Origin of the sequence: Roseovarius atlanticus (assembly GCF_001441615.1) — a bacterium.
GTDB lineage: Bacteria > Pseudomonadota > Alphaproteobacteria > Rhodobacterales > Rhodobacteraceae > Roseovarius > Roseovarius atlanticus.
The window spans coordinates 80,682-101,735 of sequence record NZ_LAXJ01000016.1; the positions used below are offsets into that span (position 1 = coordinate 80,682).

At 68.3% G+C, this 21,054-nt stretch carries 22 protein-coding genes and 1 riboswitch; of the genes, 16 read left to right on the forward strand and 6 right to left on the reverse strand.

What is annotated here, in order from left to right:
- Positions 1-17 precede the first annotated feature (17 nt).
- The 3 genes from XM53_RS14110 to cobU are packed head-to-tail and all read right to left on the reverse strand — an operon-like array spanning position 18 to position 2,270.
- Entirely contained in the window at positions 18-743 is a 726-nt protein-coding gene (locus tag XM53_RS14110; protein WP_057794386.1) for an adenosylcobinamide-GDP ribazoletransferase, read from the reverse strand.
- Complete coding sequence (cobT, locus tag XM53_RS14115) at positions 740-1,756, reverse strand: nicotinate-nucleotide--dimethylbenzimidazole phosphoribosyltransferase (RefSeq protein WP_057794388.1); 1,017 nt, start codon at positions 1,754-1,756, stop codon at positions 740-742. The genes XM53_RS14110 and cobT overlap by 4 nt, the downstream gene beginning before the upstream one ends.
- Positions 1,740-2,270 (reverse strand): bifunctional adenosylcobinamide kinase/adenosylcobinamide-phosphate guanylyltransferase, encoded by a 531-nt coding sequence (gene cobU, locus XM53_RS14120; RefSeq protein WP_057794389.1) that lies wholly within the window; start codon positions 2,268-2,270, stop codon positions 1,740-1,742. Before cobU ends, cobT begins: the two co-directional genes overlap by 17 nt.
- On the opposite strand from cobU, the gene XM53_RS14125 reads away from it, so the two are divergent.
- From XM53_RS14125 to cobD, 4 genes are read left to right on the forward strand one after another with little or no spacing between them, the layout of a single operon-like run.
- Complete coding sequence (locus tag XM53_RS14125; RefSeq protein ID WP_236544505.1) at positions 2,270-2,902, forward strand: histidine phosphatase family protein; 633 nt, start codon at positions 2,270-2,272, stop codon at positions 2,900-2,902. The genes cobU and XM53_RS14125 overlap by 1 nt on opposite strands.
- Positions 2,899-3,672 (forward strand): hypothetical protein, encoded by a 774-nt coding sequence (locus tag XM53_RS14130; RefSeq protein WP_057794391.1) that lies wholly within the window; start codon positions 2,899-2,901, stop codon positions 3,670-3,672. The genes XM53_RS14125 and XM53_RS14130 overlap by 4 nt, the downstream gene beginning before the upstream one ends.
- Positions 3,669-4,604 (forward strand): adenosylcobinamide-phosphate synthase CbiB, encoded by a 936-nt coding sequence (gene cbiB, locus XM53_RS14135; RefSeq protein WP_057794393.1) that lies wholly within the window; start codon positions 3,669-3,671, stop codon positions 4,602-4,604. Before XM53_RS14130 ends, cbiB begins: the two co-directional genes overlap by 4 nt.
- Positions 4,605-4,620: 16 nt before the next feature.
- Complete coding sequence (gene cobD / locus XM53_RS14140) at positions 4,621-5,586, forward strand: threonine-phosphate decarboxylase CobD (protein WP_057794570.1); 966 nt, start codon at positions 4,621-4,623, stop codon at positions 5,584-5,586.
- Between the two features lie 2 nt (positions 5,587-5,588).
- Here the strand turns inward: cobD and XM53_RS14145 are convergent, their stop codons facing one another.
- Together XM53_RS14145 and cobO are read right to left on the reverse strand one after the other, a co-directional pair.
- Positions 5,589-7,034, reverse strand: coding sequence for a cobyric acid synthase (locus XM53_RS14145; RefSeq protein WP_057794395.1), 1,446 nt, complete (start codon positions 7,032-7,034; stop codon positions 5,589-5,591).
- A gap of 64 nt (positions 7,035-7,098) precedes the next feature.
- Positions 7,099-7,722, reverse strand: coding sequence for a cob(I)yrinic acid a,c-diamide adenosyltransferase (gene cobO, locus XM53_RS14150; RefSeq protein ID WP_057794397.1), 624 nt, complete (start codon positions 7,720-7,722; stop codon positions 7,099-7,101).
- A gap of 33 nt (positions 7,723-7,755) precedes the next feature.
- Positions 7,756-7,955: riboswitch (cobalamin riboswitch) on the forward strand.
- A gap of 77 nt (positions 7,956-8,032) precedes the next feature.
- On the opposite strand from cobO, the gene XM53_RS14155 reads away from it, so the two are divergent.
- Genes XM53_RS14155 through cobJ form a run of 7 tightly spaced genes read left to right on the forward strand, consistent with a single transcriptional unit; the run spans position 8,033 to position 15,971 of the window.
- Positions 8,033-8,410 (forward strand): DUF1636 family protein, encoded by a 378-nt coding sequence (locus XM53_RS14155; protein ID WP_057794398.1) that lies wholly within the window; start codon positions 8,033-8,035, stop codon positions 8,408-8,410.
- On the forward strand, positions 8,407-9,459 hold the full coding sequence (gene cobW / locus XM53_RS14160; RefSeq protein WP_057794401.1) for a cobalamin biosynthesis protein CobW: 1,053 nt from the start codon (positions 8,407-8,409) through the stop codon (positions 9,457-9,459). The genes XM53_RS14155 and cobW overlap by 4 nt, the downstream gene beginning before the upstream one ends.
- A gap of 3 nt (positions 9,460-9,462) precedes the next feature.
- Positions 9,463-12,738, forward strand: a complete 3,276-nt coding sequence (cobN, locus tag XM53_RS14165; protein WP_057794403.1) for a cobaltochelatase subunit CobN — start codon at positions 9,463-9,465, stop codon at positions 12,736-12,738.
- A complete protein-coding gene (locus XM53_RS14170; RefSeq protein WP_057794404.1) occupies positions 12,735-13,865 on the forward strand; it encodes a hypothetical protein in 1,131 nt (376 codons plus the stop codon). The genes cobN and XM53_RS14170 overlap by 4 nt, the downstream gene beginning before the upstream one ends.
- The gene (locus tag XM53_RS14175; RefSeq protein ID WP_057794407.1) at positions 13,865-14,494 is read left to right on the forward strand and encodes a precorrin-8X methylmutase; all 630 of its coding nucleotides are present in this window, start codon (positions 13,865-13,867) and stop codon (positions 14,492-14,494) included. Before XM53_RS14170 ends, XM53_RS14175 begins: the two co-directional genes overlap by 1 nt.
- Positions 14,491-15,222: a precorrin-2 C(20)-methyltransferase gene (locus tag XM53_RS14180; RefSeq protein WP_057794409.1), complete on the forward strand. Its 732-nt coding sequence runs from the start codon at positions 14,491-14,493 to the stop codon at positions 15,220-15,222. The genes XM53_RS14175 and XM53_RS14180 overlap by 4 nt, the downstream gene beginning before the upstream one ends.
- Complete coding sequence (cobJ, locus tag XM53_RS14185) at positions 15,219-15,971, forward strand: precorrin-3B C(17)-methyltransferase (protein ID WP_057794411.1); 753 nt, start codon at positions 15,219-15,221, stop codon at positions 15,969-15,971. Before XM53_RS14180 ends, cobJ begins: the two co-directional genes overlap by 4 nt.
- On the opposite strand, the gene XM53_RS14190 is transcribed toward cobJ, so the two are convergent.
- Positions 15,944-16,693: a cobalt-precorrin-6A reductase gene (locus XM53_RS14190; protein WP_057794413.1), complete on the reverse strand. Its 750-nt coding sequence runs from the start codon at positions 16,691-16,693 to the stop codon at positions 15,944-15,946. The two genes, cobJ and XM53_RS14190, sit on opposite strands and share 28 nt — an antisense overlap.
- On the opposite strand from XM53_RS14190, the gene XM53_RS14195 reads away from it, so the two are divergent.
- The 5 genes from XM53_RS14195 to cobA are packed head-to-tail and all read left to right on the forward strand — an operon-like array spanning position 16,692 to position 21,052.
- Entirely contained in the window at positions 16,692-17,876 is a 1,185-nt protein-coding gene (locus tag XM53_RS14195) for a bifunctional cobalt-precorrin-7 (C(5))-methyltransferase/cobalt-precorrin-6B (C(15))-methyltransferase (protein WP_057794415.1), read from the forward strand. The genes XM53_RS14190 and XM53_RS14195 overlap by 2 nt on opposite strands.
- Complete coding sequence (locus XM53_RS14200) at positions 17,873-18,229, forward strand: cobalamin biosynthesis protein (protein ID WP_057794417.1); 357 nt, start codon at positions 17,873-17,875, stop codon at positions 18,227-18,229. The genes XM53_RS14195 and XM53_RS14200 overlap by 4 nt, the downstream gene beginning before the upstream one ends.
- Positions 18,226-19,029 carry a precorrin-4 C(11)-methyltransferase gene (gene cobM / locus XM53_RS14205; RefSeq protein ID WP_057794419.1) on the forward strand — a complete coding sequence of 268 codons (804 nt, stop codon included), beginning with the start codon at positions 18,226-18,228 and terminating at the stop codon, positions 19,027-19,029. The genes XM53_RS14200 and cobM overlap by 4 nt, the downstream gene beginning before the upstream one ends.
- Positions 19,026-20,333 (forward strand): cobyrinate a,c-diamide synthase, encoded by a 1,308-nt coding sequence (locus XM53_RS14210; RefSeq protein WP_057794421.1) that lies wholly within the window; start codon positions 19,026-19,028, stop codon positions 20,331-20,333. The genes cobM and XM53_RS14210 overlap by 4 nt, the downstream gene beginning before the upstream one ends.
- Positions 20,333-21,052: a uroporphyrinogen-III C-methyltransferase gene (gene cobA, locus XM53_RS14215; protein ID WP_057794423.1), complete on the forward strand. Its 720-nt coding sequence runs from the start codon at positions 20,333-20,335 to the stop codon at positions 21,050-21,052. Before XM53_RS14210 ends, cobA begins: the two co-directional genes overlap by 1 nt.
- Positions 21,053-21,054 lie beyond the last annotated feature (2 nt).

A 21,054-nucleotide genomic window follows, 5' to 3' on the forward strand; every position in this document is an offset into this window, starting at 1 on the left:
GCGGCCCACCACGGACCTCACAGGCACGCCAGCGCGACCCAGATGGCGGTTTCCGAAACCAGTTGCACGGCCCCCAGAACGTCGCCGGTTTGCCCGCCGATCTTGCGCCACGCCAGCCAGCCGATGGCAAAAGTCACCAGCGCGCAGGCCAGCAGCGCCCAAGGCGAAAACAGCAGCGCCACGACCGCCGCAGCCACGAGGACGCCGCGCGCGGCCTTGCTGCGCCCCGCCGCGCTACGCCCCAGACCATCCGCGCGGGCCGGGACCAAGCTCTCCTGCACTGCGACCATGGCTGCGCGGCTCAGCATGGCCGCGCCGACGAACGCCCAAAAGCCGGCGTCGGCATCGGCCACCGACACCGCCCAAAGGGCCGCAATCAACCCCACCGCAACCACGCCGTAGCTGCCGATTCGGCTGTCGCGCATGATCTCCAGCGCGTGGGCCTTGTCGCGCCCGCCACCGTGCCCGTCGGCGAAGTCCGCCAGCCCGTCGAAATGCAGCGCCCCGGTGACCAGCACCATTGCGCCCAGCGCCAGCAGGGCCGAAATCTGCTCGGACGCGCCGACCGCATCCGCCAGGCTGAAAACCAGCCACGTCAACGCGCCGACAATGGCTCCCACCGGGACAAAGGCCCACCGAGCGGCCAGCATCGTCGGCGGATCGTCACCGGTCCGCCCCGCCGGCAGCCGGGTCAGCAGCATCACCGCCAGTTGAAGCTCGGCAACACGCGCACGCAGGTTCATTGACCGGACACCCCGGCCTCGGCAAAGGTCGCCATCCCGTTGTGACAGGCCAGCGCCGCACGCAACACGCCCAGCGCTATCGCCGCGCCCGAGCCTTCGCCCAGCGCCATGTCCAGCGACAGGATCGGCCGCATCCCCAGTTCCGACAAAAGCCGAGCATGGCCCGGCTCACGGCTGACATGCCCGACAAGGCAATGGTCCAGGAACCGCCGGTCGGCAGCAAAAAGCGGCGCTGTCGCCGCCGTGCAGATGAACCCGTCAAGGATGACCGGAATGCGCCGCGCCCGCGCTTCCAGCACGGCGCCGCAGATCGCCGCCTGCTCACGCCCGCCGAGCCGGGCAAGGATTTCAAGACCTCTGGCCTCCGCGTGACGCACGCAGGCGCGTGTCACCACGTCGATCTTGCGCGCCACCCCTGCGTCATCCGACCCCGTCCCCTTGCCGACCCAATGCGCCGCGTCTCCGCCGAATGCGCCCTTGGCCATCGCGGCGGCAATGGTCGAATTTCCGATGCCCATCTCACCCAGAATCAGCACGCTGGCGCCCGGATCGACGGCGGCCGCCCCGCGACGCAGGGCGTCCAGCGTCTCAGCCTCCGACATGGCGGCCCCGGCGCTGATATCCCCCGTCGGCCGGTCCAGTTCCAGCGCAATCACCGACAAATTTGCCCCGTTCGCGCGGCACAACTGGTTGATCGCCGCGCCACCCTGCTCGAAATTCGCCACCATCTGCGCCGTCACATCCTGCGGGAACGGGTTCACCCCCTGCGCGCAGACGCCGTGATTGCCGGCAAAGACCAGGGCCTGCGCCCCGGCAATGTCTGGCCGGTCCGTGCCTTGCCAGCCTGCCATAAAAATCGCCAGTTCCTCCAGCCGCCCCAGGGCGCCCGGCGGCTTGGTCAGGTTGTTCTGGCGCGCCCGCGCCGCCTCGGCCGCCGCGGCGTCGGTCACTGGCATGGACCGGGCCAGCCCGGCAACCTCCCCAAGCAACGAGACGTCAGAAAGAATGGTCATTCGGCTTTACCTTCATCGGGTATCCCGCCACGGTCAGCCAAACCTCGTCACAGGCCAGCGCCACGGATTGGTTCACATGCCCCGCCGCATCGCGGAACAGCCGGGCCAGCTTGTTCTCGGGCACGATCCCCTGCCCCACCTCGTTGGTAACGAAAACGACCGGCGCGGACTGGCGCGCCAGCGTTTCGACCAACCTGTCGGCTTCGGCCTGCCAATCGCTGTCTTCCAGGATGAGGTTCGTCAACCACAGCGTCAGGCAATCGACCAGCCGCGGCACGCCGCCGTCGGTGTCTTGCAATGCGCCGGCCAGGTCGGTCGGCGCATGAACATCCTGCCACGCCGCACCGCGCCGCGCCTTGTGTTTCGCCACGCGCTCGGCCATTTCGTCGTCGCCGTCGTGCAGACGCGCCGTCGCGATATAGATCGCCCGGCCGGCAGGCTGCAAAGCCATCCGCTCGGCAAGTGCCGACTTGCCGGACCGCGCGCCTCCGGTGATGAGTATCGACTTTTTCATTGCAGCGTGGGAAAGCACTTTTCGAGAAAAAAAGAAAGCTGAAAGGCGCCGTCCTGGAACCCGTTGCACTGACCCGGCCAGAGCTTGTCCTGATCCGTCACGCCCCCGTGGCCGATCCGGGGCGCCTCTATGGCCGTTCCGATGTCGCGGCTGCGCTCGACAGCACGGCGGTCGCCCAACTCAAAAATCGTCTGACGTCGATCACGCGGGTCGTCAGCAGTCCGGCACGCCGCTGCCGTCAGACCGCCGAGGCGCTTTTCGAAACCCACGAGCAGGACGCACGCCTTTGGGAGCAGGACTTCGGCGCGCATGACGGCGTGCCGTTTGACGCGTTGCCAGATATCGGCGTTCTGGACAGTAGGGCCCTCGCCGCGCATCGATCGCCCGGCGGCGAGAGTTTCGAAGACCTCTGCGCGCGCGTGTCCCCCGCCCTGATCGAGCATGGGCGCTATGCCGCGGCGCATGGTCCGGTGGCGCTGATCGTCCATGCAGGCGTGATCCGCGCCGCGCTCGGCTTTGTGACCGGGCATGGCCCCGGCGGACTCGCATTCGAGGTGGCGCACCTGTCGATAACGCGTCTGCGGTGCGGCCCCGACGGCCCGCTCTCGGTGATCGAGGTCAACCGTACATGACGCATGTGACTGTCTGCGGCCATTTCGGGGAATGGATCCAAGGGCGGCTGGGCCCGTCGGGGCCGGTCGCCCTGATCACCCTGGCCTGCTCCGCGATGCGTGTCACGGCCCCCTCTGAGGACGCCCTGCCGTTCACCGCGGATCAACTCAAGCGCTTTGCAGCCGACCTGGAGCTCGATTCCGTCACTGGCGCGACACGCAATTTCGCGCTTGGTATCGGGGCGGGCGGATCGACGGCAACGCTGGTGGCCGCCGCAAGGGCAGCCGGGTACGATGGCACACCCGAACGGCTGGCCAAGTCGTGTATCGCCATCGAGGGCGCAACCGACCCCCTGATGTTCGACGCGCCCGATCAGCACCTCTGGGCCTCCCGGTCGGGTAAGGTGATCAGACCAATGCCCGCCCCGCCCCGCGCCGCGATCCTTGGCGGTCTGTGGGGGGCACCCCAGAGTACCGACGCGCGTGACGATGCCTTCGACGACGTGACGGACCTCGCCGAGGCTTGGGCCGACGCGACCACGGCACGCGACCTGCCCCGCGTCGCCGCCCTCGCCTCGGAGTCCGCGCGCCGTTGCACAGCGCGCCGTGGTCCGCCCGATCCGATGGCCGATCTTGCACATGATCTCGGCGCTTTGGGCATGGTGCGCGCTCATACCGGATCCGCCCGCGGTCTAATCTTTGCTCCGGGAACCATCCCGCCGCACGGCCCGGCCGCCTTGCAAGAAGCGGGACTCAAGACCGTCCTCAGCTTCGAGACGGGCCGCGCATGAGTTTCGCCCTGATGATGCTGGGTGCTCTGGCCCTCGACGTCGCCTTCGGCTGGCCCGACAGGCTCTATGCCCGTATCGGCCACCCCGTCACCTGGCTTGGCCGGGCGATAACCGCGGCCGAGCGCCGCCTGAACGTCGGCTACCGCCGCAAGCGTTTGATCGCCGGAGGCGTTACGGTCCTCGGGATAACCCTTCTTGCTGGCCTGCCCGCCCTGATCATTCAGGCCGTCCTGCCCCACGGGTGGGTCGGCGCGCTGATCGGCGCAGGGCTGGCCTGGCCGCTCATTGCCATCCGGTCCATGCACGCGCATGTTGCCGCCGTCGCCCGTCCGCTGGCCGCCGGAGATACGACCGCTGCGCGCCACGCCGTCAGCATGATCGTCGGACGCGACCCGTCCAAACTCGATACGCCGGCCATCGCGCGGGCAGCCACCGAAAGCCTGGCCGAGAATACCTCGGACGGCATCATCGCCCCCGTCTTCTGGGGCGTGATCCTGGGCCTGCCCGGAATTGCCGCCTACAAGGCCATCAACACGATGGACTCCATGATCGGCCACCGCAACGATCGGTTCGAGGCCTTCGGCAAGGCCGCCGCCCGGCTGGATGATCTCGTCAACTGGCTTCCCGCCCGCCTGACCGGCCTCGTCTTCGCGCTGGCCTCCGGCGCGTTCTTTCCCGCGCTTCACGTCATGCGGCAGGACGCGCCCGGCCACCGGTCCCCGAATGCAGGCTGGCCCGAGGCGGCGATGGCCGGCGCCCTGAACGTCCGGCTCTCCGGCCCCCGCATCTATGACGGGCAGGCCAACGACGAGCCCTGGTTGAACGGCGCGGCCCCTGATCCAGCACCCGAAGACCTGGCGCGCGCCTTGTCGCTCTACCGGCGCGCGATGGCGCTATGCGCCCTTGCGCTGGCCGCGCTTGCGCTGCTCTAAGGGCACCATGACGGAAATCCGGGATCACGGCGGCAACCTCGATGCGGCCATCGCAAGGCTGGGCGGCACCCCCGCTCACTGGCTCGACCTGTCGACGGGCATCAATCCCGAACCCTACCCTGTGCCCCGCATCTCCGGCGACGCCTGGGCGGTTCTGCCCCGCAAATCCGACATGGCGCGGCTACGCGACGCGGCGGCCAGCGCCTATGCCACCTCACTGCGCGTCATCCCGATGAACGGCGCACAAGGCGCGATCCAGCTGGTGCCGTGGCTGGCCCAACCGGGCCGCGCCGCCGTCATGGCCCCCACCTACAACGAACACGCCGCCGCCCTCAGGGCTTGTGGCTGGCAGGTCGAAGAGGTCGCATCGGCAAACGCCCTGCGGGGCGCAGACCTTGCCGTGGTCGTCAACCCCAACAACCCGGACGGCCGCCGCACCACGCCCGACGCGTTGCTGGACCTGGCGGGCGATGTGGGGCTGCTGATCGTCGACGAAAGCTTTGTCGATCCAGAGCCGCATTTGTCCATCGGCACCAGGGACTGCTCCGAGAATTGCATCGTCCTGCGATCCTTCGGCAAGTTCTACGGTCTCGCGGGCCTGCGCCTCGGGTTCGCCCTCGCCTCGGGTTCTGTCGCCGACCGGCTTGCCGATCTGGCAGGCCCCTGGCCGGTCTCCGGCCCCGCCATCGAGATTGCCTGCGCGGCGCTGGCCGACAAGGGGTGGCAGGCGCGCACGGTCGAAAGACTTAACCAAGACGCGGCGCGGCTGGATTCCCTGGCGTCCCGCAACGGCTGGACGCTGGTCGGAGGTACCCCGCTCTTTCGCACCTACGAGGTGCCCGATGCGCCAAAGGTACAAGAAGCCCTCGCGAGCCATAGGGTATGGTCCCGCATATTCCCCTATTCGGACCGTTGGCTACGCCTCGGACTGCCCCCGCAGACCCGCTGGCCGCAGCTGGAGGCAGCGATCGGCGCCGCCTGACCTCATCTGGCCAGCGCCAAAAGGCCCGCGACATCCAGATGCGTCTCAAGATGCGCCGCCAGTTCATCCAGCGTGCGCTCGACCACGGCCCGATACCCCAGGTCCGAGGCGTCGGCCCCGTTCGATGCTAGCCATGCGGCGCGGAACCTGTCATCCCCGAACATGCCGTGCAGATAGCTGCCCGCAACGCGACCATCGGCAGACACCGCCCCCTCGGCCACGCCCGCCACCTCGGCAAAAGGCCGCGCGCGGTCCGGGCCGTCGCTGCAGCCTATGTGAATCTCGTAACCGGCAAACGGCAGGTCCAGCCCCACGTGCCGCGCGGCGACCTGGGCCAGGCTCTTGTCGCCCCCCATGACCGTCTCGATGTCCAGCAAGCCCAGCCCCGGCGTATCCCCCGGCGGCCCCTCGATCCCCTCCGGGTCCGAGACCATGCGACCCAGCATCTGGTAGCCGCCGCAGATGCCCAGAACCCTGCCGCCGTGCCGGTGATGTGCCAGAACGTCGATGTCCCACCCCTGCCGCCGCAGGAAGTCCAGGTCACCGCGCGTCGATTTCGAGCCGGGAATGATCACCAGATCCGCGTCATACGGCAGCACCTGCCCCGGTTGCAGCATCGTGACCCGCACGCCCGGCTCCTGCGTCAGCGGGTCAAGATCGTCGAAATTCGCGATCCGCGACAATTGCAGGCACACGACATGAAACGCGCCCTGAACCGGGCTGTCTGCAATATCCAGCGCGTCCTCCGCCGGCAGCCGCCACGCCTCGGGAAACCACGGTGCCACGCCATAGCCGCGCCAGCCGGTGCGCGCCTCGATCTCCCGGTAGCCATCCTGGAACAGCGCCGGATCACCGCGGAACTTGTTGATCAGAAAACCCCCGATGCGCGCCGCATCCGCCTTTGGCAGGACCGCCTGCGTGCCTATGATCTGCGCGATGACGCCGCCGCGATCGATATCGCCACACAGGACCACCGGCACGTCCGCCGCCTCGGCAAAGCCCATGTTCGCGATGTCACCCTTGCGCAGGTTGATCTCGGCGGGCGAGCCTGCCCCTTCGACGATCACAAGGTCATGCCGGGCGCGCAAACGGGCGAAACTGTCCTGCACCGCCGCCATCAGCGTGGGCTTCAGGCTGGAATACTCCACCGCCTTCGCCGTGGTCAGGCGCTTGCCCTGCACGATCACCTGGGCCCCGACATCCGTTTCCGGCTTCAGCAGGACCGGGTTCATGTCGGTGTGCAAATCCACCCCGCAGGCCATCGCCTGCAACGCCTGCGCACGGCCGATCTCGCCACCGTCCGCCGTCACCGCGGCGTTGTTCGACATGTTCTGCGGCTTGAACGGTGCCACGCTCAGGCCCCGCCGCCGCGCCGCGCGGCACAGGCCCGCCACCAGCATCGACTTGCCGACATTCGACCCCGTGCCCTGGATCATCAACGCGGGCATTGCCGGACCTTTTCACCCGATACTGTCCTCGGAACATTTCCGCCGCCGGCCAGCACAGGACCCATCAGAACTCCACGCCTTTCTGAGCCTTGATCCCGTCCCGGAACGGATGCTTGACCAGGCTCATCTCGGTCACCAGGTCGGCGGCCTCGATCAACTCGGGCTTGGCATTGCGCCCCGTCAGGCAGACATGCGTCATCGCCGGTTTTTCGTGCAGCAGGAAATCCACGACCTCGTCGATATCGATATAGTCGTAACGCAGCGCGATGTTGATCTCGTCCAGCAGCACGAACTTCATCTCTGGGTCGCGAATCTGTTCTTTCGCGATGCTCCACCCGTTCTGCGCCGCCGCAATATCGCGGTCCCGGTCCTGCGTCTCCCAGGTGAACCCTTCGCCCGAGATGAAGAACCGGCATTCGTCCGAAAAGCGGTTGCGCAGCATCTCGGCCTCGCCGGTCACCCAGTTGCCCTTGATGAACTGCACCACCGCGCAGGGCATCCCATGCGCGATACAGCGCAGAATCATCCCGAATCCCGAAGACGACTTGCCCTTGCCCGGCCCCGTATGGACCATGATCAGACCTTTCTCCTCGGTCTTGTCCTGCATCATGCGGTCGCGCGCGGCCTTTATCTTCTTCATCTTCTCGTTGTGGCGGGCGGTCTTTTCCGCGTCAGACGGGTCGGACATGTGACGTCTCCTTGACACAAGGTTGGTTTTCGCAGCATGTCGCACCGTGTTGGTGCCTGTGTAAACAGGTGAAAAGGGAATGTGCAGCGCATCGCGCCAGGCACAGCCGCCCCCGCGACCGTGAACCGGGAAGGGTTCCACCGCCACTGGCGCAATGCCGGGAAGGCCGGAAACCGTGGGCCGACAGGCCCGAAACCGCAAGCCGGGAGACCTGCCAACAAGAACGAACAGACGGACCGGACGGGGTGTGCCGGGCTCGGATGGGTGGCCACCCGCCACCTCCGCGCGCACCCCCGACATTGGAGGATACATGAGCACGCCTATCGAGCTGCTGATCTGCATCAAGTGCCGCAAGGGGCAGGAGATCCCCGAGGACGAGCGCCGCCCCGGCCAGCGCCTCTATGACGAGGTCGCGGCGCGTGCGCTGCCCGACGGCGTCACCGTGACACCCGTCGAATGCCTGCAGAACTGTGAGGCGGGCTGCACCGCAGCCATGCGCGGCGGCGAACGTTGGACGTATCTGTACGGAAATCTCGACGAAACGTCGCATCCCGACATGCTGCTGCAAGGCGCGGTCCTCTATCAACAGACCGACGACGGGCTGATCCCGTGGCGCCAGCGCCCCGAACATTTCAAGCGCAACTGCGTTGCGCGCATCCCACCTCTGACTGCAAAGGCTGACCAATGACCGATCTTGCGAAACTTCCCGTCACCGTAATCACGGGCTTTCTGGGCTCCGGCAAGACGACGCTGGTGCGCCACCTGATGCAGAACCCCGGCGGCCGCCGTCTGGCCGTTGTGGTCAACGAATTCGGCGATGTCGGCGTCGACGGCGACATCCTGAAAAGCTGCGCCATCCCCGATTGCCCGGCGGAAAACATCATGGAACTGGCCAATGGCTGCATCTGCTGCACCGTGGCCGACGATTTCATCCCAACGATCGAGGCGCTGATGGCGCTCGATCCGCGGCCCGATCACATCCTGATCGAAACCAGCGGCCTCGCCCTGCCCAAGCCCCTGCTCAAGGCGTTCGACTGGCCCGATATCCGCTCCAAGATCACCGTCGACGGCGTCATCGCCCTCGCCGATGCCGAGGCCGTCGCGGCAGGCCGGTTCGCCCCCGACGTGGCCCGGGTCGACGCCCAGCGCCTGGCCGATGACAGCATCGACCACGAAACCCCTCTGTCCGAGGTGTTCGAGGACCAGATCTCGTGCGCCGACATCATCCTGCTGACCAAGCCCGACCTTGCCGGCCCCGAGGGCGTGGCGCGCGCCAAGGAGGTCATCGCCGCCGAAGCGCCCCGCCCCCTGCCCGTCGTCGAGGTCGCCGAGGGCGTTGTCGATCCCCGCGTGATCCTCGGGCTGGAGGCCGCCGCGGAGGATGACATGGACGCACGCCCCAGCCACCACGACGACCACGACGATCACGAGCATGACGATTTCGACTCCGTCGTCATCGACCTCCCGGAACTCGGCGATCCCGCCGACCTGGTCAGCCGCATCGAGGATCTGGCCAACAGCCAGAACATCCTGCGCGTCAAGGGCTATGCCAGCGTCGCGGGCAAGCCTATGCGCCTTCTGGTGCAGGCCGTGGGCGCGCGCGTGCGCCATCAATACGACCGCCCGTGGAAACCGGACGAGGCCCGCCGCGGGCGTCTCGTGGTCATCGCCGAGCATGACGACGTGAATGTCGATGCCATCCGCGCCGTGCTGGCTCCGGCCGAGGCCGCCGAGTAACCGATGCACGTCGTCTTCCGCGAAAGCCACGGTCTGGAAGAAACCGACACCCCCACCGACCTGGGCCAAAGCCCGGCGGACCTGGTGGTGCTGTCGTTTTCCGACAGCGACCTTGGCGCCTTCGCGGAAGGCTGGCATCGGCGGCGCGAGGGCCTGCCCGGCCTGCGCCTGGCAAACCTCACAGCCCTGCGGCACCCGCTCTCGGTCGACACCTATGTCGAACAGACGCTGACCGGCGCCAAAGGCATCCTGATCCGGCTGATCGGCGGGGTGCCCTATTGGGAATACGGGCTTCAGCAGGTCCTGGCGCTGGCGCAGGAAAAAGGCATCGCGCTCGCCGTGCTGCCCGCCGACGGCCGGCCCGACCCCCGGCTCGACGCCTATTCCACCCTGCCTGTCTCGACCCTGCGGCGCCTCGCCGAGCTTTGCGACAACGGCGGCAGCATCGCGGCGCAGGCCGCCCTGCAACAACTGGCGCTCGCCGCAGGCCTCTATGCCGCGCCCGTGCGCGGGGCCAAGGTGCTGCCCATGGTCGGCGCCTGGACGCCCGAGCACGGCGCGTGCTGCCCGCTCGCCGATCTGCCCGTCACGCAGACCCGCATCCTGATCGTCTTTTACCGCTCCTACGTGGTGGCCGCCGACCTCGCCCCGATCGAGGCACTGATGCAGGCCTTCCAGGCGCGGGGTCATCACGTTCGCGCGCTCTTCACACCGTCGCTCAAGGCCCCCGAGGCGGCAGGCTGGCTGCGTCGGCAGGTGCAGGCCTACGGCCCCCACGCCATCGTCAACGCCACCGCCTTTTCCGGCAAGGGCGACGACGGCACCTCGCCACTCGACGCGGGCAACGTGCCTGTGTTCCAGGCCGCGCTGGCCACCTCCACCCGCGACGTATGGGACGGCTCCGAACGCGGCTTGTCGCCCGCTGACCTCGCCATGCATGTCGTCCTGCCCGAGGTCGACGGGCGGCTGACCGGCGGCACGATCTCTTTTAAGGAACCAGGCACGCGCGATCCCGACCTGGAATTTTCCCGCTTCGCACACCGGGCCGAGCCGGACCTGACCGCGGCGCTGGTTTCCCGCGTGCAAGGCTGGCTCGACCTCGCCGCCACGCCCGCCGCGTCGCGTCATCCGGCGATTATCCTCTCCACCTATCCCGGCAAGGACTGGCAGATGGGCCACGCCGTGGGCCTCGACGCCCCCGCCTCGGCCCGCGCCATCCTCTCGGACCTGCGCGATGCGGGCTACACGCTGGACGCGACACCGGACGCGCAGGAAGACCGCCTGCTGGCGCGCGAGATGCGCCTGTCGCTTGCGGACTACAAGACGCTGCTGGCACGCCTGCCTTCCCCTCTGCGCGACGACCTCTACCTGGCCTGGGGCCGTCCCGAGGACGACACCAACGCCACGGACGGCGAATTCCGTTTCGCCGCCCTCCGCCTCGGCAACGCCATCGTCGCGCTGCAACCCGAACGGGGCACGCCAAAGGCCCGCGACGACGATTACCACGACCTGTCACGCGTGCCCCGCCATGCCTATGTCGCCTTCTACCTCTGGCTCCAGACCGAAGCAGACGCGCTCATCCATATCGGCGCGCATGGCACGCTTGAGTGGCTGCCGGGCAAGGCCGTCGCCCTGTCGCCTGCCTGCTGGCCCGAGGCGCTGACCGGCGCGCTGCCCGTCATCTACCCCTTCATCGTCAACGACCCCGGCGAGGCCGCGCAGGCCAAGCGCCGCATCGGCGCCGTGACCTTGGGCCACGTGCCCCCGCCGATGCAAGCCAGCGCAGCGCCTGACCGCCTGTCAACGCTGGAATCGCTGCTCGACGAGTTTTCCACCGCCGACGGGCTCGACCCCCGCCGCCGCGACCGCCTGCAGGCCGATATCCGCGCCGAGGCGCAAGCGCTTGGAGTCGAGGACGATCTGGGCCTCGACCGCGCCACATCGACCACCGAGGCGATCACCCGCATCGACCGTTTTGTCTGCGACATCAAGGAAAGCATGTTCGGTGACGGGCTGCACATCTGGGGCCGACCGGATACCGACGCGGAACCGATGGTTTGCAGCGCCCTGGCCGAGCGGCAGTCGCTGCTCGACGCGCTCGACGGGCGGCGCATCGCGGCGGGCCCCTCCGGCTCGCCCTATCGCGGCCGCGACGACGTTCTGCCCACCGGGCGCAACCTCTTCACCACCGATCCCCGCTCTGTTCCCACGCGGGCCGCACACGCCCAAGGCGTCAAGCTGGCCGAGGAACTGATCCGCCGCCACCTGCAGGAAGAAGGCGAGTGGCCCCGCGGCCTGATCGTCGATCTCTGGGGCTCGGCCACCATGCGCACGGCGGGCGAGGAATTCGCCATGGCCCTTCATTTGCTGGGCGTCAGACCGATCTGGGACAAGGGCTCGGAACGGGTCTCGGGGATCGAAGTACTGCCCATCGCCGAACTCGACCGCCCCCGCATCGACGTCACCCTGCGCGTCTCGGGCCTCTTCCGCGACGTGTTCCCGACCCTCTCGGGCCTCTTCTCTCAAGCCGTGCGCGCCCTCGAACAACGCGACGAAGCCCCCGACTGGAACCCCTATGCCGGTCACGCCTCCGGCGCGCGGGTCTATGGCCCCGCCCCCGGCAGCTTCGGCCTCGGCATGGGCGCCGCACCGGAAACCTACACCGCAGAGGCCCGCACACAGGCGGGCGAGGCCTGGCTTTCCGCCTCCGCCTGGGCGCTCGACGGCGACCACGCCACCCGCGACGACGCCGGTATCCGCGCCCGGGTCGAGAATGCCGACAGCTTCGTCCACCTTCAGGACCTGCCCGAAACCGACCTGCTGCTCGCTGCCGACTATGCCACGCACGAGGCGGGGTTTGCCGCCGCGCAATCGGTCACCGGCGGGCGGGCCGCGCTCTATCATCTCGACAACACCGATCCCAACCGCCCCCGCGCCCGCACCCTGCCCGAGGAGATCGCGCGCGTCGTCCATGCCCGCGCCACCAACCCCGGCTGGATCGCAGGCATGAAACGCCACGGCTTCAGGGGCGCCGCCGAAATCGCCGCCACTCTTGACCACATGGCCGCCTTCGCCCATCTCGCGCAGGTCGTCGGCCCGCATCTGTTCGATGCCTATCATGACGCCACGTTGGGCGACCCCGAAACCGACGCCTTTTTGCGCGAGGCCAACCCCGAAGCATATGCCGCCATGCAGGATCGGTTCCGCGCCCTGCTCGATGCCGGGCTCTGGCAAACCCGCCGCAACGCCATCCTGGCCGGGCTCGAGAGCAGCGCATGAGCGGCGCAACACACCCAATCGTCAAGGGATGGTGCCCCGGCGCGCATCGCCCGATGATGTCGGGCGACGGGCTGGTCGTGCGCGTGCGCCCCTTTCGGGCCGAACTGACCAGCGCCCAGACCCTGGCCTTGTGCGACCTGTCGCAGCGCTACGGCAACGGCGTGATCGACCTGACCTCGCGCGCCAACCTGCAATTGCGCGGCGTGGCCGAGGCCGACCATCCCGCCCTGCTCACCGCGCTCGACGCGCTGGGCCTGATAGATGCAGACCCCGCCATCGAGGGTCATCGCAACATCCTCGTCCCGGCCCGGCGCGATGCAGGCGGGTTGACTGGCAGGCTCTATGACCAGGTCCTCGCTGCCCTCCCGCGCCTGCCCGACCTGCCCGAAAAGATGGGCTTTGCCATCGACACCGGCCCCGACGCCTGCCTTGGCTACGGCTCGGCGGACTTCCGGTTCGAGCTGGACACCACCGGCGCGTTGCTCCTGCGCGCGGACGGTGCCCAAACTGCGCGCCCGGTTACAGAAGCTACGGCTAAGGCCGCCTTGCTGGACCTCGCCCGGTGGTTCGCCGAGACCGGCGGTGGCCCTGCGGGCCGCATGGCGCGGCACCTGACCACGACATCCCTTCCCCAAGCCTGGACCCAGACAGAACCGCGCACCCAGTCCGCCCCGTGCGTCCCCGGCTCCGTACCCGAGGGCTCTATCCTCGGCGCACCTTTCGGCAAACTGGCCGCCGACGACCTACAGACCCTTCTGGAAAAAAGCGGCGCATCGCACATGCGCCTGATGCTGAACCGCCTCTTCCTGCTGGTGGACGGCACCCCCGGTGACACGCCCTTCGTCACCGAACCCGGCAATCCGCTCATGTCCGCCCACGCCTGCCCCGGTGCACCCTTTTGCCCCCAGGCAACAGTGCCCACCATGGATATCGCCCGCGATCTGGCCTCCCGCGTTTCCGGCACCCTGCACGTCTCCGGCTGCGCCAAGGGCTGCGCCCTTCCCCGCGCCGCAGACACCACCCTGACCGGACGCGACGGTCGTTTCGACCTTGTCCGCAACGGAGCCCCGTGGGACACACCCTGCGCACGGGGCCTGAGCCCCAAAGACCTGAACGAGACCCTTTGATGCCATACGAATACGAAAAGGACGGCGCGGCCATATACCGCGAAAGCTTCGCCACAATCCGGGCCGAAGCCGCGCTGTCGCGGTTCGACCCCGATGAAGAGCCCATCGCCGTCCGCATGATCCACGCCGCCGGCATGGTCGGGCTGGAAGAGCATGTGCGCTTCTCTCCCGGATTTGCCCGCACCGCCCGTGCCGCGCTGGAGAATGGCGCGCCGATCTTCTGCGATGCGCGTATGGTGTCTGAGGGTGTCACGCGCACCCGCCTGCCCGCCGACAACGAGGTGATCTGCACCCTGCACGCCGACGGCATCGTCGAGCGTGCGCGCGAAATGGGCAACACGCGCTCCGCCGCCGCGCTGGAACTGTGGCGCCCGAAACTGGCCGGGGCGCTGGTGGCCATCGGCAACGCGCCCACCGCTCTTTTCCATCTTCTCAACATGCTCGAAGACCCGGACTGCCCGCGCCCGGCGGCCATCATCGGCTGCCCTGTCGGCTTCGTTGGCGCGCGCGAATCAAAGGATGCGCTCTGGGCCGATCAGCCCGTGCCCTGCTGCATCGTCGGGGGTCGGCTGGGCGGCAGCGCCATCACCGTGGCCGCCATCAACGCCATCGCGAGCCGCGCGGAATGAGCGCGCCCGGCACGATCTGGGGCGTCGGCCTCGGCCCCGGCGACCCCGACCTCCTGTCGGTCAAGGCCGACCGCCTTCTGCGCGGCGCACGGCACGTCGCGTTCTTCCGCAAGGCAGGCAGGCAGGGACAGGCCCGGCGCATCGTCGAGGGAATGCTGCGCGCCGACGTCACCGAAATCGCGATGGAATACCCCGTCACCACGGAAATTCCGCTGACCGATCCGCGCTACAACGAAATTCTGTCCGCATTCTACCAGACTTGCACCGACCGTTTGTGTGCCTTGTCCCGGGCGGGCGAGGACGTGGTGATCGTCTGCGAGGGCGATCCGTTCTTCTACGGCTCTTTCATGCACCTGCATTCACGCCTGCGCGACCACCGCCCGGTGCAGGTCGTGCCCGCCATCACCGGCATGTCCGCCGCATGGACGGCCACCGACGCGCCGATCACTTGGGGCGACGACATCCTTTCGACCCTCATGGGCACCCTGCCCGAGGACACGCTGGTCGAACACATGAAGCGGGCCGACGCTCTGGTGATCATGAAGATCGGCCGCAACATCGAAAAGATCCGCCGTGCGCTGCGCCGCGCAGGCCGGTACGATGCGGCATGGCTCGTGGAATACGCCTCGATGCCCAACCAGACGGTACAGCGCCTGTCCGAGGCCGAGGACAAGATAACGCCCTACTTCTCGATAATCATCGTGCACGGGCAGGGCCGGCGTCCATGACGGGCAGCATCGTCATAGCAGGCCTTGGCCCCGGCGCCGACGACCTGGTAACGCCCGAGGTCACGGCGGCGCTTGCGCAGGCCACCGATGTGGTCGGCTACATTCCCTATGTCGCCCGCGTGGCCGAGCGTCCGGGCCTCACGCTGCACCCGTCCGACAACCGCGTCGAACTGGACCGCGCCCGCCACGCGCTTGAGATGGCCTGCGGGGGCAGGCGCGTTGTCGTGGTGTCTTCGGGCGATCCGGGCGTCTTCGCCATGGCCTCGGCGGTCTTCGAGGCGGTCGAGGCCGGCCCGGCCGGCTGGCGCGATCTCGACATCCGCGTCCTGCCCGGCATCACCGCGATGCTGGCCGCTGCCGCGCGCGCGGGCGCCCCCCTCGGCCACGATTTTTGCGCAATCAACCTCAGCGACAACCTCAAGCCCTGGGCGCTGATCGAAAAGCGCCTGCGCCTCGCGGCAGAGGCGGATTTCGCCATGGCCTTCTACAATCCCCGGTCGAAATCCCGACCCGAAGGCTTTGCCAAGACACTGGACATCCTGAACGATGCCTGTGGCGACGATCGCCCGGTGATATTTGCCCGCGCCGTCAGCACCCCCGAAGAAATGTTGCAGATAGTGCCCTTGTCAGAATGTACGCCAGTGATGGCCGACATGCGCACGGTTGTCTTGGTCGGAAACTCCACCACCCGCCTGATCGAACGTCGCGGCGCTCCCATCGTCTATACGCCGCGCGCGGTGGCACCATGAAGCCAGCTCAGAACCTCCTCGACGCTATGCGCCTCCGTGCGTGCCGGGATGGCGGGCCGGTCGATCATGACCACCGGAAGGCCAAGCTGTCGCGCCGCGATGATCTTGGCCTGAGCCCCCGTGCCGCCCGCATTCTTGGACACGACCAACTCGGTGCCATGCGCCCGCATCAGCGCCAGGTCGCCCTCCACCTCGAACGGTCCCCGGTCGACAACAACCTGCGCCTTGGGCAGCGGCACCCGACCCGGCGCATCGACCAGTCGCAACAGGTAATCGTGCTGCGGCTGCGCGGCAAAGGCGGGCAGGTTCATGCGCCCCAGCGCCAGGAAAACGCGCCTCGGCCGGCCCGACAGCGCAGCCACCGCGCCCTCCATGTCCGGCACATGGGTCCAGCGATCCTGCGCCCCGGCCTGCCACGGCGCCCGGGTCAGAGCCAGCAGGGGCAGGTCCAGCGCATCACAGGCGGAGACCGCGTTGGCGCTCATCTGCGCGGCAAAGGGATGGGTCGCGTCGATCAAATGGGTCACGCCATTTGCCTTGAGATGGGCAACCAACCCGTCCACCCCGCCGAAACCTCCAACGCGCACCGGCAACGGCTGATCCGCGGGGGTCTTGACCCGTCCCGCAAGGCTGATAGTGGCCCGCACGCCCTGCGCGGCCAATGCCTGCCCCATCTGCATGGCTTCGGTCGTACCACCCAACAGCAGAACGGTCGGTGTCATGTCTGAGGCTCCGTGGCTGACGATCATCGGTCTGGGCGAAGATGGCCCGGACGGCCTGTGCGCCGCAAGCCGATCCGCGCTGGACGCGGCGAAAATCGTCATGGGGCCCGAGCGGCACCTCTCGCTGATCCAGACCTCCGCCCGCACGATCCCTTGGCCCGTGCCATTCTCAAAGGGGGTCGAAGACCTGCTGGAGCTGCGCGGCACGCCCTGCGTCGTCCTGGCGTCCGGTGACCCGTTCTGGTTCGGCGCGGGCACGACGATCACCGGGCACCTGGACCGGCACGAGTGGCACGCCTATCCGGGCCGGTCGACGTTTTCGCTGGCCGCCAATCGCCTGGGCTGGCCGCTCGACCGCACGATCTGCACCGGCCTGCACGCGGCACCGCTGACCCGCCTGCGCCCGCACCTGTCGCCGGGCGTGCGCCTTATCGTCCTGCTGCGCGATGGCGACGCGGTGACAGAGCTTGCGGCCTACCTGCAAGACACCGGGTTCGGCGCATCGGCTCTGACGGTAATGGAATCACTGGGCGGACCTCGCGAACGGATCACGCAATGCACCGCCGACACCTTGTCGGGCAACTTCGCCCACCCGGTCTGCGCCGCGATCGAGGTTGCCGGCAACGGCTCCGTCCTGCCCCGCACCAGCGGCCTGCCCGACACGCTCTTTGAAACCGATGGCGTCATGACCAAGCGCCACATCCGGGCGCTGACCCTTTCCGCGCTGGCCCCCCGTCCGGGCGAGCACCTTTGGGACATCGGCGGCGGCTCGGGCACAATCGGGATCGAGTGGTTGCTGTGTGATCCATCCCTCACGGCCAGCGTCGTCGAGCCGCGCGCCGACCGCATCGCGCTGATCGACGCCAATGCCCGCGCGCTCGGCGTCGACCGCCTGCACGTGGTCGAGGGCAAGGCCCCCACCGCGCTGAAAAACCTGCCAAACCCCGATGCCATCTTCATTGGTGGCGGTCTGTCGGCGCCGCTTCTGGCCTGTGTCGAGGCCCTAGACGGCGTGCGCATCGTCGCCAACGCGGTCACCCTGGAATCAGAGGCGCTTCTGACCGACGCCCACGCCCGCCTTGGGGGAGATCTGACCCGCATCGAGGTCGCGCACGCGCAACCCATGGGACGCAAACGCGGCTGGACGCAGGCCTATCCGATCACGCAATGGAGCTTGCCATGATCGTCGCCGGGATGGGATTCACCAAACGCGCCACGCGCGAGTCGTTCCAAGATGCCCTGACGCGGACCGGCGGCACGCCCGATGCGCTGGCCACCGCGGAGGACAAGGCCGATCAACTGGCGCCCTTCGCCCGCGAGCTCGGCCTGCCCCTGCACGCGGTGCCTCCCGAAGAGCTGGCGCGACAAGTCACGCACAGCACCTCTGCGGCGTCCCTGCGCGCACGCGGCACCGGCTCGGTCGCCGAAGCCGCGGCCCTTGCCGCCGCAGGCCCCGGCGCGACATTGCTGGCCCCCCGCTCCATTTCAACCGACCGCATGGCCACCTGTGCCCTGGCCCAAGGAAAGACCCCATGACCGTTCATTTCATCGGCGCCGGACCCGGCGCGCCCGATCTTCTGACCCTGCGCGGCCGCGATATTATCGCGTCCTGCCCGGTCTGCCTCTACGCCGGTTCTCTGGTGCCCGAGGCGGTGTTGTCGCATTGCCCCGACGGCGCGCGTATCGTCAACACGGCGCCGCTCGATCTGGACCAGATCATCGCGGAAATCCAGGCCGCGCATCAGGCAGGCCATGACGTGGCGCGCCTGCATTCCGGAGATCTTTCCGTCTGGTCGGCCATGGGCGAACAGATGCGACGGCTACGGGCGCTGGACATCCCCGTGTCGGTCACACCGGGGGTCCCCGCCTTCGCCGCCGCTGCGGCGGCACTCGGCGCGGAACTGACCCTGCCGGGTATCGCGCAATCCGTGGTCCTGACCCGCACGCCCGGTCGCGCCTCCTCGATGCCTAGGGGCGAGACGCTAACCAACTTCGCCGCCACCGGAGCGACGCTGGCAATTCACCTGTCGATCCAGAACCTCGACACCGTCACCGCCGATCTCACCCCGGCCTACGGCGCCGACTGTCCGGTCGCCGTGGTCTACCGGGCCTCCTGGCCGGATCAGCAGATCATACGCGGCACGCTCGGCGATATCGCCGCCCGCCTGGGCGAGGACATCACCCGCACCGCGCTGATTCTGGTAGGCCCAGCGCTGGCAGGCGAAGGCTTCGACGAGTCCTGCCTTTATGCCGTGGACTACGACCGCCGCTACCGGCCGCAAAGCGCCGACAGCCCCTGGTCTGACTGGACCCCGGAAAGCGAAGGCACGTCATGAGCCCCGGGCTGCTGATCTCCGCGCCGTCGTCGGGCACCGGCAAGACGACCGTGATGCTGGGCCTTCTGCGGGCGCTGGCCGATGACGGTCTGAATGTGCAACCGTTCAAGTCCGGCCCCGACTATATCGACCCCGCCTTTCACAAGGCCGCCTGCGGGCGCGACAGCTTCAACCTGGATGGCTGGGCCATGGGCAAGGGCCTGTGGCAGGCCATCGCAGGACAGGCGGCGGGCGCGGATATATGCGTAGCCGAAGGCTCGATGGGGCTATACGACGGCGTCGCAACGCGCGGCCAGCAAGGCTTCGGCTCAAGTGCCGAGACAGCGCTGGCCATGGGCTGGCCCGTGGTGCTGGTGCTCGACGTCGGAGGCCAGGCGCAATCCGCGGCCGCCACGGCGCTGGGGTTCCGGCAGTATATGCCCGACCTGCCCTTTGCCGGGGTCATCCTGAACCGCTGCGCCTCGCCGCGGCATGAACGGCTCACCCGGCTGGGGATGGACCGCGCCGGGATGCCGGTTCTAGGCGTCCTGCCCCGGCGCGGCGACCTGACCCTGCCGGAACGCCACCTGGGGCTGATCCAGGCGGTCGAACATCCTGACCTTGACGCCGCCATCGCCGGATATGCCGCCTTCTTGCGCGAGAACGTCGATCTTAACGCGATCAAATCCGCCGCTCGCGGCGCCCCCCTGCCCGCGCCCGCCGCGCTGCCCCGCCCCCCGGCGCAACGCATCGCCATCGCCCGCGATGCCGGCTTCAGCTTTACCTATCCGCACCTGCTGGAAGGCTGGCACGCCGCCGGGGCTCAGATCCTGCCCTTCTCTCCCCTCGCGGATGAAGCGCCCGATCCCGACGCCGATCTCGTCTGGCTGCCCGGCGGCTATCCCGAACTGCACGCTGGCAAACTGGCCGCCGCCACGCGGTTCCGCGCCGCCTTGCGCAAACATGCCGAGTCCAAGCCTGTGCATGGCGAATGCGGCGGCTACATGGCGCTCGGCCAGGCGCTGATCGACAAGGACGGCACGCGCCACGAAATGGCCGGGCTCCTGGGCCTCGTCACCTCCTATGAAAAGCGCAAGTTCCACCTTGGATACCGCCGCGCGACCCTGTCGGCCCCGATGCCGGGGTTCGATGCAGGCGCAACCCTGCGCGGTCATGAATTCCACTATTCCACCATCCTCGATCAACCCGATGCGCCGCTGGCGCAGGTCGCGGATGCCGATGGCAACCCGGTGCCGGAAACCGGCTCGACCCGGGGTCACGTCTCCGGCACGTTCTTTCACCTGATCACCGGGGACGAGACGTAATGACCGGCTTCGTGTCCTTCGTGTCCTCGGGTCCGGGCGATCCCGACCTGCTGACGCTCAAGGCCGTCGACCGGCTCAAGCGCGCCGACGCCGTTCTGTTCGACGACCTGTCCTCGGGACCGATCCTGGCCCACGCACGGCGCGGAGCCGACCTGGTGGGCGTGGGCAAGCGGGCCGGGCGCAACTCGCCCAAGCAGGACCATGTCAGCCGCCTGCTGGTGGATTACGCCCGCTTGGATCAGCGGGTCGTGCGCCTGAAATCCGGTGATAGCGGCGTGTTCGGCCGGCTGGAGGAAGAAATCGTCGCGCTCAAGGCAGAGGGCATCCCCTACGAGATCATCCCCGGCGTTCCCTCCGCGAATGCCGCCGCCGCCGCCGCCGGCATTCCGCTGACCCGCCGCCTGACGGCACGGCGCGTACAATACATCACCGGCCACGACGTCACCGGCGCCCTGCCCGAGGACGTCAACATGGCCGCCCTCGCCGATCCGGCCGCGACCACCGTCGTCTTCATGGGCAAGCGCACCTTTCCGCAACTGGCCGCGCGCCTGATCGATGCTGGCCTTCCGCCCGCGACCCCCGCGATCCTGGCCGAAGCCGTCAGCCGCCCCGAACAGAAGATCAGCCGCCACACCGTCGCAACCCTGTCCGACCTGCTGGCGCAAGAGAGCAGCGACCATCCCGCCCTCATCCTTTACGGATCTCTGGCAGACACATGATG